Below are 12231 nucleotides of genomic sequence, written 5' to 3'. Positions count from 1 at the left end.
ATATTTTGTATAATTTGGGGAGTAGCATTTTACGAATAGCTGGCTTTTCAAGCGGATTTTCGTAAAACCTGCGAGATCATCCTTTTTCAGCCAAACTCAATGTTTTGCGATTGCAACTTGCTTAAATAAACGCATTCATTATGAATCGTGATTGTGTGCGTTGATTCTATGTAAATCTCGGCTGCGGAAATCCGTGCGTTTCTCAATTAGATTGTTTTTAATTACCTCGGCTCCGTTTATTCAGCTGTCTGTTTAAGTACCACGGCATGTCTATACGTCTCGTTCCGAATTATAATGATGATCCAAGAGTAATTCATGCACCGATTAGGCTAAGCCCGAAAGCTTTGAAGCCAACGGAGCCGAACACCAAGCTGCAGCTTTAAAATTCAAAATTTGTGAGGTGTACCCGTTATGGATATTTTGCCTGAAATGCCGGAGATTGTGCGGCAATATGCTTTATATTACCGCAACATCAAAGGCCGCGCGCCGAAGACTGTAAACGAATACTGCTCTGACCTGCGGACATTCTTTCGCTTCATGAAACATTTTCGCGGATATGTTTCACAAGATACGCCTATGGAAGAAATCCCAATCGACGATATTGACCTTGAATTTATCCGTTCCATCACGACGATGGACATTTTTGAATTCATGAACTACGCTGCCGACGGACGCAGCAACATGAGCTCCACGCGTCAGCGAAAATCTTCGAGCCTCAAAAGCTTTTTTAACTACCTGACCGTGCACGAAGGTCTTTTGAATTCTAACCCCACAGAGAATCTGACCCCGCCGAAAAAAGCCAAAACCCTCCCCCGCTACCTCACGTTAGAGCAAAGCCGCGAGCTTTTAAACGCCGTGGACGGGCCGGATAAAGAGCGTGACTATTGCATTTTGACGCTGTTTTTAAACTGCGGCATGCGCCTTTCCGAGCTTGTTTCCATCAACATGAGCGACGTGATCCACAACAACTCCACCCTGCGCATCGTCGGTAAAGGCAGCAAAGAACGCATCGTATACTTAAATGACGCTTGCTTAGCTTCTATCGATGCCTACGTGCGTGTGCGCCCAAAGGACGACGTGAAGGATAAAAACGCGCTGTTCATCAGTAACCGCGGCACACGCATCAGTCCTAAGACCGTACAGGCCATGGTCAATAAATACCTCACGAAAATCGGGCTTGGCGGCGCGGGATACTCCGTACACAAGCTGCGGCACACGGCGGCGACGCTGATGTACCAATACGGCAACGTGGATATTCGCGTTTTGCAGGATATTCTGGGCCACGAAAATCTCGGCACGACAGAGATCTACACGCACACCTCCAGCAAGCAAATGGAGGAAGCCGTAAACGCCAACCCACTTTCCAAAATGCGTGAAAAGGCTGATAAGAATGAGAAATAATTAAAATTGAGCAACATAAAAGCCTCTATCGATTTCAGTTCGATAGAGGCTTTTATGTTTGTTTTAAATTACTGTAAATGATCGGAAGTATCCGTTTTATCCGAGAACAGAGATTCCTGCTCCATGATCTTACGGTCGATCAAGCGGCCGTTCACGTACACATACTGCGGCTTATCGTCATCATCGTCGTCCAACTCATCATTGTCGAAATTGAACGTATCACCGTCTTTGGCTACGCGAATTTCAGCGTCCTTCGCTTCCGCTTCCTTTTTGTAGAACGGCTGGATCAGGTACGTATCGAGCAACGAATACGTCGCAAAGCTCGTCAGATAGCTGATGAACGCACACAGAAAAATGATTACGAGCAGCAGCGGGATCACCGCAAATGCCGCCGGGCAGAACAAAAACGCAATGAATAAACCCGCAAGGATTGCCGTAATCATCAGGTTGCGCAATAAGCCCATAATAGAGAAAATAAACGCGTTTCTGTAAATGTGGCGCAGCTTCAAGTCAAACGTGACGATCATAACCGGAATGTAATACTGCGCAAACAGCATTAGAATCGACAGGATGCAGCAAACTGCAAGCGGAATCATAAACATCCAGTTGTCCGATACACGTGTGGAATAAAAGAAGATTGAGAAGCTCAAGATTACATATGCGAGATACACGATCACGCCGTTCAAAAGTGCCGGCTTCCAGTTATTTTTCACAGCGTCCCAGAAATCCGACCAAACGAACGCATGCTCTTCCCTTGCGAAGTTTCGCGTTACATACGCTAAGCCGCATGTGAACGGCGAAAGCAGGATGAGCGGCAGTGTAACCGCATACAGAATGTACAGGTCAAGCACACCGAAGAACGACGTTACATAAAGAAAGTGCGGAATCGGTAAAAGAAATACGCCCACCATCAACGCGATGACCACAATAAATGGGATCATAAATGTCAGATTCAACTGCACCAGTTTAGACAGCTTTCGCCATAAGATCTCAAAAAAACGTACCGGCGCTGCCTTTTTCGGTTCATCTTTGTCAACGCCCGGACCCGGCTTATCATAATTACCGAAAAGTCCTAAAAATGCCACAAAATCAACTCCAGAATTAGATTAACTCGTTTTTGCACGAGGATGACACTCATTATACACGCTTTTCACGTGATTATCAAGGTCTAATAAATGAACATATACCTGTGTGGACGAAATATCTGCATGTCCCATCATGGTTTGAATGTCTTTTACGGAAGCACCGCCCTGCAAAAGGTGCATGGCAAACGAATGACGCAGCGTGTGCGGCGTAATCTCCTTCGTAATGCCGGCCTCCGCCGTATACGCCTTGATAATTTTCCAGAAACCCTGGCGCGTCAAACGCGAGCCGTTCAGATTGACAAACAGCGCGTCTCCGCTGTTGTCCGGGTCCACGATCAGATCGCGCATACGGTAAAGATAATCGGATACAGCAACGACTGCTTTCGCATAAATCGGAATGGTGCGCACGCCCTTGGTGCCGCGGCAGAACAGCTTTCCCGTGCGCAGGTTGATATCCTGCACGTTGAGGTTGATGAGCTCACTGACGCGAATACCGGTGGCATAAAGAAGCTCCAGCATCGCTTTATCGCGGCAACCCTTAGCTTCCGTGACATTCGGCTGGGAAAGCAGCAGGTCTATCTCCTCGCTTGTCAGCGTCTGCGGCAGCTTTTTCGGCTCTTTTTCAAGCTTTACGGATTTCGCCGGGTTCACCTGCATATCCCCGCGCAGGATAAGAAACTTATAAAAGCAACGCACAGAGGCAATATTGCGGGAGATCGTGGAATTTGTGCGGTTTAAACTATGCAAATGCTGCACATACGCTTCCACCGTCTCTGTTTCTACTTCAAGCGGAGATGCTATATTCTCATCCGCTAAATAGCGCAGGAAAGCCGAAACATCGCGCAGATAAGAATCCCGCGTATTTACGGAACTCGGTTTCTGCACGAGCATGTACTCGCGAAACAGCACGAAGTATTTATCCATGTTCATTCATTTCGGCCTCCTTTGCTTTAAAATCTAAACTTGCAAAATCAAAAAGTGCAATGCAGCGTATAAAATCGAAATGAAAACCAGCGCCGCAAACGCAAGCAAAAACCGCACGGTGCAGTTTTTTACGGAAAGCGGTTCTCCGTTTCCGAAAAACACCCGACAGCTGCGCCTCGCCGTGCAAAGCGCTTCCGCCGCAAGCAGCAAAAGCACCGTGATGCACAGCATTGTCATCGGCAGATAATCAAAGCACCGCCGAAAATACAATCCGATACCCTCAAGCCGGATCAGTGCCGTAAGCGATGTGCCAAGCGTGAAGCCCTTCAGGATTATCGCAGCGGGAATCACAAGCACACCTAAAAACGTCATGCCAAATAAAAAAATCGGCAATGCGTAAAAAAGCGAATCAAACAAAAATGCGGAAAACACAAACGGAAAGTCCGTTCCCGTTTCAAACGGCCCCCTAAACCACACAGAGCCGGAAACCGGCGCCATAGCTATTTGCGATGTCCGTGCGAATAAGCAGCCAAACAAAAAGCCGAGCAGGAACAAAATGCGCAAAGCCATTAAAACAGATAAACTACGTGGTTTTGCATATTTCGGCTTTGCTTCCATTTTCGTTCACCACCTATAAAAGATGGTCAATCTATATGTGAAGCATCGCCGTGTTATGCCTTGCACACTCACATGGAAAGTTCTTCGGCGCGGTGCGTGCAGGCTTCAAACGAGCTGATCATCGCCTCATTAAAACCCTGTTCTTTCAAGACATTCAGCAAAGCAAATGTTGTGCCGCCCTTTGACGTGACCATATCGATAAGCGCCTGTGGGTCTTTGCCGCTGTTTAAAAGCATATCGGCGCTGCCTTTCATGGTCTGGCAGAACAGTGTAAGCGCGGTCTTCGGGTCAATGCCCTGCTGCGCTGCATAATCACAAGTGAGCTTTGCAAGCAGATACAAATACGCAGGCGAGCTGCCGCTGACCGCAATCACCGCATTCATCTGCGCTTCGTCAATCTCCTGCGTGACACCGCAGCAGGAGAAAGCGGAACGCACGCGCGCAAAATCCTCTTCCGACACATTGCTTGTCCGGCACAGCGCCGTAGCGCCCTCACCGAGCAGCAGCGGCGTGTTCGGCATGGCACGCACGTAGCGGTGGTCTGCGCCGAGCGCGTCCTGCAAATTTTTAAACGTTACGCCCGCAGCGATTGAAACGATGACAACATCGTCAGCATTCTTCTTCGCAACGGTCGGCGCAATAACGCGCAGCACCTCCGGGAAAATCTGTGGCTTTACGCAAAGGAACACCGTATCACAAAGCTCGGCAACTTCTTCGGCAGAAGTACAGGCTACGCAGCCGGATTCTGTAAAGCGCTGCATTTTTTCCGCGTGCGGATTGTACATATAAATATCCCCGACCGGGAAAGTGCCGGAAGATAAGATGCCGCCAATAATCGCGGACGCCATGTTTCCTATGCCGATAAAGCCCAATTTGCCGTTTTTCATGATACGCCACCTCACTTCTGTCTTATATACTATAATACTTTTTAGCCAAATTTGCAAGAGCTTCCGTGAATATTTTTGCATCTGCACAAATTTATGTCTATAATCTTATGTAAACTTATGAATATGCGGTTCTGCTCTGCTACAAGTTATTGTGAATAAATATGCAAAATCGTTCTTATGCTCTTGATTAGCAGCTACAAATTATGGCTTAAAATCTGATTTTTTCATCTCTATTCACACCCATTACTCCACCGCATACGCTGCATATTGCAAATATTACGCTCCGTATAACAAGAGACACAGCCCGCATATTTGCATACAGCATAACGCTTATCGCAACATAGAAAACTGCATAGAGCGTGCCAAGCACAAGGCCGTGCAGCAAGCCTTTTTCCCCCGCGAGGCGCGCCGCAAGGAAAGCGGAAGCAAAAACGGAAACGCCGCCGATCGCCGCAGCAGCCGTACCGAGTATAGGCTCGGACGGCAAAAAGCCGAGCTTTAAAATCATAAAGGCACAAACCGCGATCAACACAGCCGAAAACAGCACAGAAAACAGGAGACCCAAAAACAGCTTCTTAAAATTCAGCATAGAAAAAGCCCCTTGAAATAAGTTTTGTTTCATACTTATTCCAAGGGGCTCAAAACTATTCGCTTTTAAACAGAGTGAAACTTACGCGTCTTCCTCGTGGATGGTATCGACGCTGCCGATCGCCCAACGCTTGATGCGCAGTCTTGCACGGTCGCTGCCGGTCTCGATGATAACGCTGTCGGTCTCATCCTTTACAGCGATGATTCTGCCGCAAATGCCGCCGATGGTCGTGATCTCGTCGCCGACCTGTGCGTTCTTGCGCATTTCCGCTTCCTTCTTCTTCTTCTTGTTCTGCGGGCGGAAGAAGATGAAGTACATAGCCGCGATGATTGCACCGTAAACAAGGAGCATGATCAGCATGCTGGACATGTTGCCGCCGGCTGCTGCACCTGTCGTTGTCAAAACACTCAAATTCATGGTTTTCTTTCCTTTCTTTCATGGTGCGCTCCGTTCGACTGCAAAGCGGTCAATACACCCGTCACCAAATTAACTCTATACATTATAACAAAAGCCTTTCGTGGTTGCAAGGATTTTCTAAATTCTTTTGTTAAATTTCTCTGAATACTCCTGATAAAATGCTTCAAACCGGTCTTCATCGAGCGCGTTACGAATGCGTTCCATCAAATTGTTGTAGAAATAAAGATTGTGCATAACCGTCAAGCGCATGGCAAGCATCTCCCCCGCTTTGAAAAGGTGGTGAATATAAGCACGGGAAAACTTGCGGCAGACCGGGCAGTCGCAGGTCGGGTCGATCGGTTGATCGTCCAGCGTGTATTTCGCATTGAGCATATTGCGCACGCCTTCATTTGTAAACGCATGGCCATGGCGTGCATTGCGGCTCGGCATCACACAGTCGAAAAGATCAACGCCGCGGTGCACCGCTTCCAGAATATTTGTCGGCGTGCCCACGCCCATCAGGTAGCGGATCTTATCCTGCGGCATATGCTCTTCAACCGCTTCAATCACTTCATACATGACCTCTGCCGGCTCGCCGACCGCAAGGCCGCCAATAGCATAACCATCGAGCCCCAATTCCGCAATCTCCTTCATGTGGTTCACGCGCAGGTCGATGTATGTGCAACCCTGGTTGATGCCGAACAGCATTTGGTTCGGGTTGATCGTATCCGGCAGCGCATTCAGTCTGTTCATCTCCGCCTTGCAGCGGCGCAGCCAGCGTGCTGTGCGTGCGCAGGAATTTTTCGCGTAGTCGTATTCCGCCGGGTTTTCCACGCATTCGTCAAACGCCATAGCGATGGTAGAACCGAGGTTAGACTGAATACGCATGCTTTCCTCCGGGCCCATGAAGATGCGATGGCCGTCGATGTGCGACGCAAACGTCACGCCTTCTTCTTTGATATTGCGCAGCTTCGCGAGAGAGAAAACCTGAAATCCGCCGCTGTCCGTCAGTACAGGGCCGTCCCAGCCGGTAAACTTGCGTACGCCGCCCATTTTGCGCACCACGTCATCGCCCGGGCGCAGATGCAGGTGGTACGTGTTGGAGAGCATCACTTGACATTTAATATTTTTAAGGTCGTAAGCAGAAACCGCACCCTTAATCGCCGCAGCCGTCGCGACGTTCATAAACGCCGGTGTCTGCACCGTACCGTGCACGGTTTGGAGCTCGCCGCGCCGCGCGTGGTTTTCTCTTTTGATAAGCTTGTACATGTAAAGAAAATTCCTTTCAAAGTTATTTGATGAACATGGCGTCGCCGAAGCTGAAGAAGCGGTAGCGCTTCTTGACGGCAGTGTTATACGCATTCAAAATGTGTTCGCGGCCCGCAAGCGCGGAGACCAGCATGATGAGTGTACTTTCCGGCAAGTGGAAATTCGTGATGAGCGCATCAAGGCCCTTAAATTCAAAGCCCGGATAGATGAAAATATCTGTCCAATCATCGTCCTCGCAAATTTTGCCGCATTTCTTTGCGACAGATTCAATCGTGCGGCAGCTCGTAGTGCCGACAGCGATCACGCGTCCACCGTTTTTCTTCGTCTCGTTGATGGCGTCGGCAGTCTCTTTCGGCATGTGATAATGCTCGCTATGCATTTTGTGGTCGAGAATGTTATCTACGCTCACCGGGCGGAACGTGCCAAGACCGACATGCAGCGTGACGAATACGACCTTCACGCCTTTTGTGCGAATTGCATCGAGCAACTCCGGCGTAAAGTGCAGACCGGCCGTCGGCGCAGCGGCAGAACCTTCCTCTTTGGAATACACCGTCTGGTAGCGCTCTTTATCCTTGAGCTTTTCTTTAATATAGGGCGGCAGCGGCATCTGGCCAATCTTATCGAGCTCCGTGAAGAAGTTTGTGTCCTTATCGTAATGAAAGCGGATCAGGCGGTTGCCGTCGTCCTTTACTTCGATGACCTCGCAGGTCATGGAGCTGCCCTCGAACGTGAACGATGTGCCGACCTTTGCACGCTTGCCCGGACCTGCAAGTGCTTCCCATACGTCGTCACCGCAATTTTTCAGAAGCAAAAATTCAACGTGCGCACCGGTCTCGTTTTTAATGCCGTAAATACGCGCAGGCAAAACGCGGGAATTGTTGAGTACAAGACAATCGCCCTCATTCAAATACTCCGTGATGTCGTGAAAATGTCTGTGCTCGATCTCACCGGTTGTTTTGTCCAACACCATCAGGCGCGAAGCGTCACGCGGTTCAATCGGCGTCTGGGCGATAAGTTCTTCCGGAAGCTCAAAATCAAAATCTTTTGTCTGTAAAGTTTGCGTATCCAAGTATATTCCTTCCAATCTGAATTAAAATAGCCGCATCCCCCAAATTACGCAGGATTATTCTAAGAATTTTTCATAAATAAATTGACAACAATCCGTATTCCATGTATTATAATAAGGATAGAGGCGCGGTTTGTAAAAGTATCCGCGGGTTTTGGCCCTCCACAGGCATCGGCCCGCAGAAAAAGGACACACCGCCGAAGATCTCAGCGCATGTGGTACGCTTGGATCTGGTTGCTGTGGCGAAAGCCCCGTAACTGTCATCTGCAATAGGATGGAGTGCTATCAGAGCTTTTCCGCAGGGAGACTTTCGTAAAAGCCTGTGCACATTCTATTATATTGTATGTATGACCGGATTTCAACCGGTTTTTTTTCGCTCAAAAATGAAATTTGACCTTAATTTTGTTTTTGAGCGTACATTTCATCATTTTTGAAAGGATGTCCTGCAAACAGGACGGGTGAAAGAAATGAAAAAGTATAATGTCGGTATCATTGGCTGCACAGGCATGGTCGGTCAGCGTTTTGCAACGCTCCTTGAAAATCATCCGTGGTTCAACGTGACCGCGCTTGCGGCATCTTCCCGCTCCGCCGGTAAAACATATAAAAGCGTCGTTGAAAAACGCTGGGCTATGAAAACGCCCATTCCCACAAGTATGGCGGATATGATCATCTTAGACGCTGTTGCTGATATGGACGAAGTCGTCTCCAAGGTCGATTTCGTATTCTGCGCCGTCGATATGAAAAAAGACGAAATCCGCGCCCTTGAAGAAGCTTATGCGAAAAAGGAGTGCCCGGTCGTCTCCAACAACAGCGCAAACCGCGGCGTCGAGGATGTGCCGATGGTTGTGCCGGAGATCAACGCCGACCACATTGAAATCATCAACGCACAGAGAAAGCGCCTCGGCACAAAGCGCGGCTTTATCGCCGTAAAGTCCAACTGCTCCCTTCAGAGCTACGTTCCGGCTATTCACCCGCTGATGGACCTCGGCGTCACGAAGGTGCTCGCCTGCACATATCAGGCCATCTCCGGCGCCGGCAAAACCTTTGAAACGTATCCCGATATTCTCGACAACGTCATCCCGTATATCGGCGGCGAGGAAGAAAAATCCGAGCAGGAGCCGATGAAGCTGTGGGGCCACATTGAGGGCGATAAGATTGTCAACGCGACCACCCCGTCCATTACGGCACAGTGCTTCCGCGTGCCGGTTTCCGACGGCCATACGGCTGCGGTGTTCGTCTCCATGAAAAAGAAGGTCTCACCGGAGGAAATCATCCGCCGCTGGACAGAGTTCCGCGGCCCGGCACAGGAGCTCGAGCTGCCGAGCGCACCGAAGCAGTTCCTGCACTACTTTACGGAAGCAGACCGTCCGCAGGCAAAACTCGACCGTGAACTGGAGCATGGTATGGCCGTTTCCATCGGCAGACTGCGCCCGGATACCCAGTATGACTACAAGTTCGTTTGCCTTTCCCACAACACGCTGCGCGGCGCAGCAGGCGGCGGTGTTCTGCTTGCAGAGCTGCTCGCAAAGAAGGGCTATTTTGACTGATACCGTTCAGGAGGTATTTTTTAGATGAAAGAAACCATTTTTACCGGCGCAGCGGTGGCACTTGTTACCCCGTTTAACCCGGATATGTCCGTAAACTACGAGGAGCTTGAAAAGCTCATCGAGTTTCAGATCACAAGCGGCACCGATGCCATTGTCACCTGCGGTACCACCGGCGAAGCGGCAACGCTCACCGATGAAGAGCACGTGAAGGTCATCGAGTTCACCGTAAACAAGGTTGCCGGCCGCGTGCCGGTCATCGCAGGCACCGGCAGCAATGATACCGCCTACGCCGTGGAGCTCTCCCAAAAAGCAGAAGCACTCGGCGCAAACGGCCTTCTGCTTGTCACGCCGTACTACAACAAGACTTCCCAGCGCGGCCTCGTTGCAAGCTTCAACCGCATTGCGGGCAGTGTAAAAATTCCGTGCATTGTGTATAATGTCCCGAGCCGCACCGGCCTCAACATTTTGCCGGAAACGTACTACGAGCTCTCGAAGACGCAGAACATCGTTGCCACAAAGGAAGCGAACCACGACATCTCCGCGCTCATCAAAACACGTGAGCTTTGCGGTGATGACCTCACGGTTTACTCCGGTGAAGACACGCAGACTTTGCCGATCGCGTCTCTCGGCGGCAAGGGCGTCATCTCTACGTTCTCCAACATCATGCCGAAAGAAATGCACGAGCTTGCCACCGCTTCCGTTGCGGGCGACCACAAGACGGCGCAGGCACTCACGTTTAAGTATCTCGACCTCATGAACGCACTGTTCATGGACGTCAACCCAATCCCGGTAAAGCAGGCATTGAACCTGATGGGCTTCAACTGCGGCCACTGCCGCTTGCCCCTTGCCGATATGTCCGATGAGCAGATTGCAAAGCTGAAGGCCGAAATGGCAAAGCATCTGCAGCTCGCCTGATTAAGAAAGGAACGGACGTAAAATGACAAGGATTATTTTATGTGGCTGCTGCGGCAAAATGGGTCACTTCATCACGCAGCTTGTTTCCGAACGCACCGATTGCGAGATTGTTGCCGGCGTTGATCTGAACGTCAATGCACAGACTGCTTCTTATCCCGCTTACACCTCCATCGATCAGGTGACGGAAGTGGCAGATGTTATCATCGACTTCTCCCACCCCTCCCTTTTGACGCCGATTTTGCACTACGCGGCGGAAAAGGGCGGCATTCCGGCTGTGCTCTGCACCACGGGCTACACAGCAGAGCAGACCGCAGAGCTTACCAAAGCTTCCGAAACGCAGCCAATCTTCTATTCCCGCAACATGTCACTCGGCATTAACCTGATGCTGGAGCTTGCAAAAAAGGCGGCAAAGGTGCTCGGCGACCAGTTCGACATTGAGATCGTCGAAAAGCACCACAACCAGAAGATTGACGCGCCGAGCGGCACGGCTTTGATGCTTGCCGATGCGCTTGCTTCCGTGCGCGACGGTGAAACGCAGTATATGTACGATCGCCACGCACAGCGCAAAAAGCGTGAAAAGAGCGAGATTGGCATTCACTCCGTGCGCGGCGGCACCATTGTCGGCGAGCATGAGGTGATCTTTGCGGGCAACAACGAGGTCATCACGCTCTCCCATTCCGCGCAGTCCAAAGAGCTGTTCGCGGTGGGCGCAGTAAACGCAGCGGTATTCATGAGCGGCAAAGGCCCCGGCCTTTACGACATGTCCGCTTTGGTTTAAGAAAGGATGGAACAGATCATGGGCACAACCGAAATCAGCACGGTCAGCAACATCACACTGGTCACCCTGCAAGGCAGCCCCGCCACCACAGGCTTTATGGCTGAGGTATTCGAGCGCATCGCGGAGCTCGATATCAACATCGATATGATCTCCATGCCCCCGAACCACGGTGCAAATGCCGGCCTTTCTTTTACCATTTCTGACCAAGACCTCATCGAAGTGCTGTCTTTTGCGAATACGCTCAAGACCGAGACCGGCATCAAGGTTATCGTCAGCAGCGTGAACCATAAAATCTCCGTCTACGACCCGCAGATGAAAAACACGCCGGGCATGGCAGCCAGAGTGTTCAGCGCCATCGCCGCAAGCGACGCCGACATCCGCCTCATCACAACCTCCGAAGTCGAGATTTCCCTCCTCGTCACGGAAGCGGACTACGACACCGTTTTGGAAGCCATCGAAGAAGCGGTCAACGCGAAATAATTTTTAGACAACTATAAATGCGAAAACAGAAGGTCAAGTCTCTTATCCGGCTTGACCTTCTGTTTTTTGATTTTCATGCTTTGTATTATTAATTTAATTTCAGAGAACAAAATTTGTAAAGCGTATAAGCACTTTCGTTTTTATTTTGATGAATCATGTTCACACACGGCTCAACGAGATCTTTATATACCTCGTTCCAGATTTCTTGGGCGTTCGATTTTTGATTGATAGCTTCAACGATACCCGGTGCCATTTCATAGTATTCTCTGATTTTCG

The 12231-nt window shown here is 50.0% G+C and carries 13 protein-coding genes and 1 riboswitch; of the genes, 5 read left to right on the top strand and 8 right to left on the bottom strand.

From position 1 onward, the window contains the following. Positions 1 to 411 precede the first annotated feature (411 nt). On the top strand, positions 412 to 1401 hold the full coding sequence (locus tag R2K26_RS04180) for a tyrosine recombinase XerC (RefSeq protein ID WP_316518921.1): 990 nt from the start codon (positions 412 to 414) through the stop codon (positions 1399 to 1401). Positions 1402 to 1469: 68 nt separating this feature from the next. Here the strand turns inward: R2K26_RS04180 and R2K26_RS04175 are convergent, their stop codons facing one another. The 8 genes from R2K26_RS04175 to queA all read right to left on the bottom strand — a co-directional run bounded on the left by R2K26_RS04175 (position 1470) and on the right by queA (position 8238). Next, positions 1470 to 2486 carry a YesL family protein gene (locus R2K26_RS04175; RefSeq protein ID WP_316518920.1) on the bottom strand — a complete coding sequence of 339 codons (1017 nt, stop codon included), beginning with the start codon at positions 2484 to 2486 and terminating at the stop codon, positions 1470 to 1472. A 21-nt stretch (positions 2487 to 2507) separates the two neighbouring features. After that, complete coding sequence (locus tag R2K26_RS04170) at positions 2508 to 3416, bottom strand: tyrosine recombinase (protein ID WP_316518919.1); 909 nt, start codon at positions 3414 to 3416, stop codon at positions 2508 to 2510. 27 nt (positions 3417 to 3443) lie between these two features. Beyond that, positions 3444 to 3782, bottom strand: a complete 339-nt coding sequence (locus R2K26_RS04165; RefSeq protein WP_316518918.1) for a hypothetical protein — start codon at positions 3780 to 3782, stop codon at positions 3444 to 3446. 314 nt (positions 3783 to 4096) lie between these two features. Beyond that, complete coding sequence (gene proC, locus R2K26_RS04160; RefSeq protein ID WP_316518917.1) at positions 4097 to 4915, bottom strand: pyrroline-5-carboxylate reductase; 819 nt, start codon at positions 4913 to 4915, stop codon at positions 4097 to 4099. A gap of 208 nt (positions 4916 to 5123) precedes the next feature. Next, a complete protein-coding gene (locus R2K26_RS04155) occupies positions 5124 to 5504 on the bottom strand; it encodes a TIGR04086 family membrane protein (RefSeq protein WP_316518916.1) in 381 nt (126 codons plus the stop codon). 81 nt (positions 5505 to 5585) lie between these two features. Further along, a complete protein-coding gene (yajC, locus tag R2K26_RS04150) occupies positions 5586 to 5921 on the bottom strand; it encodes a preprotein translocase subunit YajC (RefSeq protein WP_176820096.1) in 336 nt (111 codons plus the stop codon). Positions 5922 to 6038: 117 nt separating this feature from the next. Further along, positions 6039 to 7169, bottom strand: coding sequence for a tRNA guanosine(34) transglycosylase Tgt (gene tgt / locus R2K26_RS04145; protein ID WP_316518915.1), 1131 nt, complete (start codon positions 7167 to 7169; stop codon positions 6039 to 6041). A gap of 22 nt (positions 7170 to 7191) precedes the next feature. Continuing rightward, positions 7192 to 8238 carry a tRNA preQ1(34) S-adenosylmethionine ribosyltransferase-isomerase QueA gene (queA, locus tag R2K26_RS04140; protein ID WP_316518914.1) on the bottom strand — a complete coding sequence of 349 codons (1047 nt, stop codon included), beginning with the start codon at positions 8236 to 8238 and terminating at the stop codon, positions 7192 to 7194. A 110-nt stretch (positions 8239 to 8348) separates the two neighbouring features. Continuing rightward, a riboswitch (Lysine riboswitch) is annotated at positions 8349 to 8528 on the top strand. A gap of 174 nt (positions 8529 to 8702) precedes the next feature. Here queA and asd point away from each other — a divergent pair. The 4 genes from asd to R2K26_RS04120 are packed head-to-tail and all read left to right on the top strand — an operon-like array spanning position 8703 to position 11955. After that, a complete protein-coding gene (gene asd, locus R2K26_RS04135) occupies positions 8703 to 9782 on the top strand; it encodes an aspartate-semialdehyde dehydrogenase (RefSeq protein ID WP_316518913.1) in 1080 nt (359 codons plus the stop codon). A 24-nt stretch (positions 9783 to 9806) separates the two neighbouring features. After that, entirely contained in the window at positions 9807 to 10697 is an 891-nt protein-coding gene (gene dapA / locus R2K26_RS04130; protein ID WP_316518911.1) for a 4-hydroxy-tetrahydrodipicolinate synthase, read from the top strand. A gap of 22 nt (positions 10698 to 10719) precedes the next feature. Continuing rightward, positions 10720 to 11475 (top strand): 4-hydroxy-tetrahydrodipicolinate reductase, encoded by a 756-nt coding sequence (gene dapB / locus R2K26_RS04125; RefSeq protein ID WP_316518910.1) that lies wholly within the window; start codon positions 10720 to 10722, stop codon positions 11473 to 11475. A gap of 18 nt (positions 11476 to 11493) precedes the next feature. After that, complete coding sequence (locus tag R2K26_RS04120; RefSeq protein WP_176820102.1) at positions 11494 to 11955, top strand: ACT domain-containing protein; 462 nt, start codon at positions 11494 to 11496, stop codon at positions 11953 to 11955. Positions 11956 to 12231: the final 276 nt, after the last annotated feature.

The organism is Neglectibacter sp. CSJ-5 (assembly GCF_032490475.1).
In the GTDB taxonomy this organism is placed as follows: domain Bacteria; phylum Bacillota; class Clostridia; order Oscillospirales; family Acutalibacteraceae; genus Hominenteromicrobium; species Hominenteromicrobium mulieris.
The sequence above is the reverse complement of the archived record's forward strand: the minus strand, read 5'-3'. Positions and strand labels throughout refer to the sequence as shown.

Bases quoted from the DNA above. Each gene is read 5' to 3' on its own strand.
- R2K26_RS04180 (WP_316518921.1), top strand. From the start codon at position 412: ATGGATATTTTGCCTGAAATGCCGGAGATTGTGCGGCAATATGCTTTA.
- R2K26_RS04170 (WP_316518919.1), bottom strand. From the start codon at position 3,416: ATGAACATGGATAAATACTTCGTGCTGTTTCGCGAGTACATGCTCGTG.
- R2K26_RS04165 (WP_316518918.1), bottom strand. From the start codon at position 3,782: ATGACGTTTTTAGGTGTGCTTGTGATTCCCGCTGCGATAATCCTGAAG.
- proC (WP_316518917.1), bottom strand. From the start codon at position 4,915: ATGAAAAACGGCAAATTGGGCTTTATCGGCATAGGAAACATGGCGTCC.
- R2K26_RS04155 (WP_316518916.1), bottom strand. From the start codon at position 5,504: ATGCTGAATTTTAAGAAGCTGTTTTTGGGTCTCCTGTTTTCTGTGCTG.
- yajC (WP_176820096.1), bottom strand. From the start codon at position 5,921: ATGAATTTGAGTGTTTTGACAACGACAGGTGCAGCAGCCGGCGGCAAC.
- tgt (WP_316518915.1), bottom strand. From the start codon at position 7,169: ATGTACAAGCTTATCAAAAGAGAAAACCACGCGCGGCGCGGCGAGCTC.
- asd (WP_316518913.1), top strand. From the start codon at position 8,703: ATGAAAAAGTATAATGTCGGTATCATTGGCTGCACAGGCATGGTCGGT.
- dapA (WP_316518911.1), top strand. From the start codon at position 9,807: ATGAAAGAAACCATTTTTACCGGCGCAGCGGTGGCACTTGTTACCCCG.
- dapB (WP_316518910.1), top strand. From the start codon at position 10,720: ATGACAAGGATTATTTTATGTGGCTGCTGCGGCAAAATGGGTCACTTC.
- R2K26_RS04120 (WP_176820102.1), top strand. From the start codon at position 11,494: ATGGGCACAACCGAAATCAGCACGGTCAGCAACATCACACTGGTCACC.